The organism is Streptomyces milbemycinicus, assembly GCF_002154605.1.
Lineage (GTDB): Bacteria > Actinomycetota > Actinomycetes > Streptomycetales > Streptomycetaceae > Streptomyces > Streptomyces milbemycinicus.
In genome coordinates, this window is the sequence record NZ_MUNE01001126.1 from 1 (window position 1) to 722 (window position 722).

General features: G+C 75.1%; 1 protein-coding gene. It reads right to left on the reverse strand.

From position 1 onward, the window contains the following. Nucleotides 1-55 precede the first annotated feature (55 nt). Nucleotides 56-722, reverse strand: a 667-nt coding sequence (locus tag CCN51_RS51510) for a coenzyme F420-0:L-glutamate ligase (protein WP_086861265.1), incomplete at its 5' end; no start/stop codon positions are given.

The window sequence follows — 722 nt, forward strand, 5'->3', positions numbered from 1 at the left end:
GCCTCAAGGGGCGGGATGCGTTTAAGGGGCGGGATGCCTTAAGGGGCGGGGATTTCTAGCGCACCACCAGGAACGCGTTGGCGTCCCGCGGCGGCCGGGCCGAGGGCGGCGCCGCCGCGCGGCCCACCGCGACCGCCCCCATCGGGTCCCATTCCTCGGGCAGACCCAGCATCTGACGCACCACCGGACGGCAGAACATCGTCGACGACACCCACGCCGACCCCAGGCCCTCACCCGCCAGCGCGACCAGCAGGTTCTGCACCCCGGCGCCCGCCGCCACCACGAACATCTCGCGCTCGGCGGTGCTCCGCCGGGCGTCCGGGTAGTCATGGGCGCCGTCCGCGACCAGGCAGGGCACGACCAGGTAGGGCGCCTTGCGCAGCACATCCCCGCGCCGCACCCGCTTGGCGACGCTCTCCTCGGAGAAGCCGTCGCCGCGCAGATCCGCGATCCACGCCTCGCGCATCGCGTCGAGCAGCCGCAGCCGCGACTCCTCCGACTCCAGGAGGACGAACCGCCAGGGCGTGGTGTGGTGCGGGGCCGGAGCGGTGATCGCGGCGGCCACGGCCCGGCGCACCGCGGCGCCGTCCACCGGCTCGTCGGTGAACTCCCGCACCGTACGGCGCAGCGTGACGGCCTCCCGGACGGCCTCGGAGGTCCCGAGCCGGAACATGTCGTCGGCGGCCCCGCGGATCAGGGGCCGCGCGCCCAGGTCGGGGTCG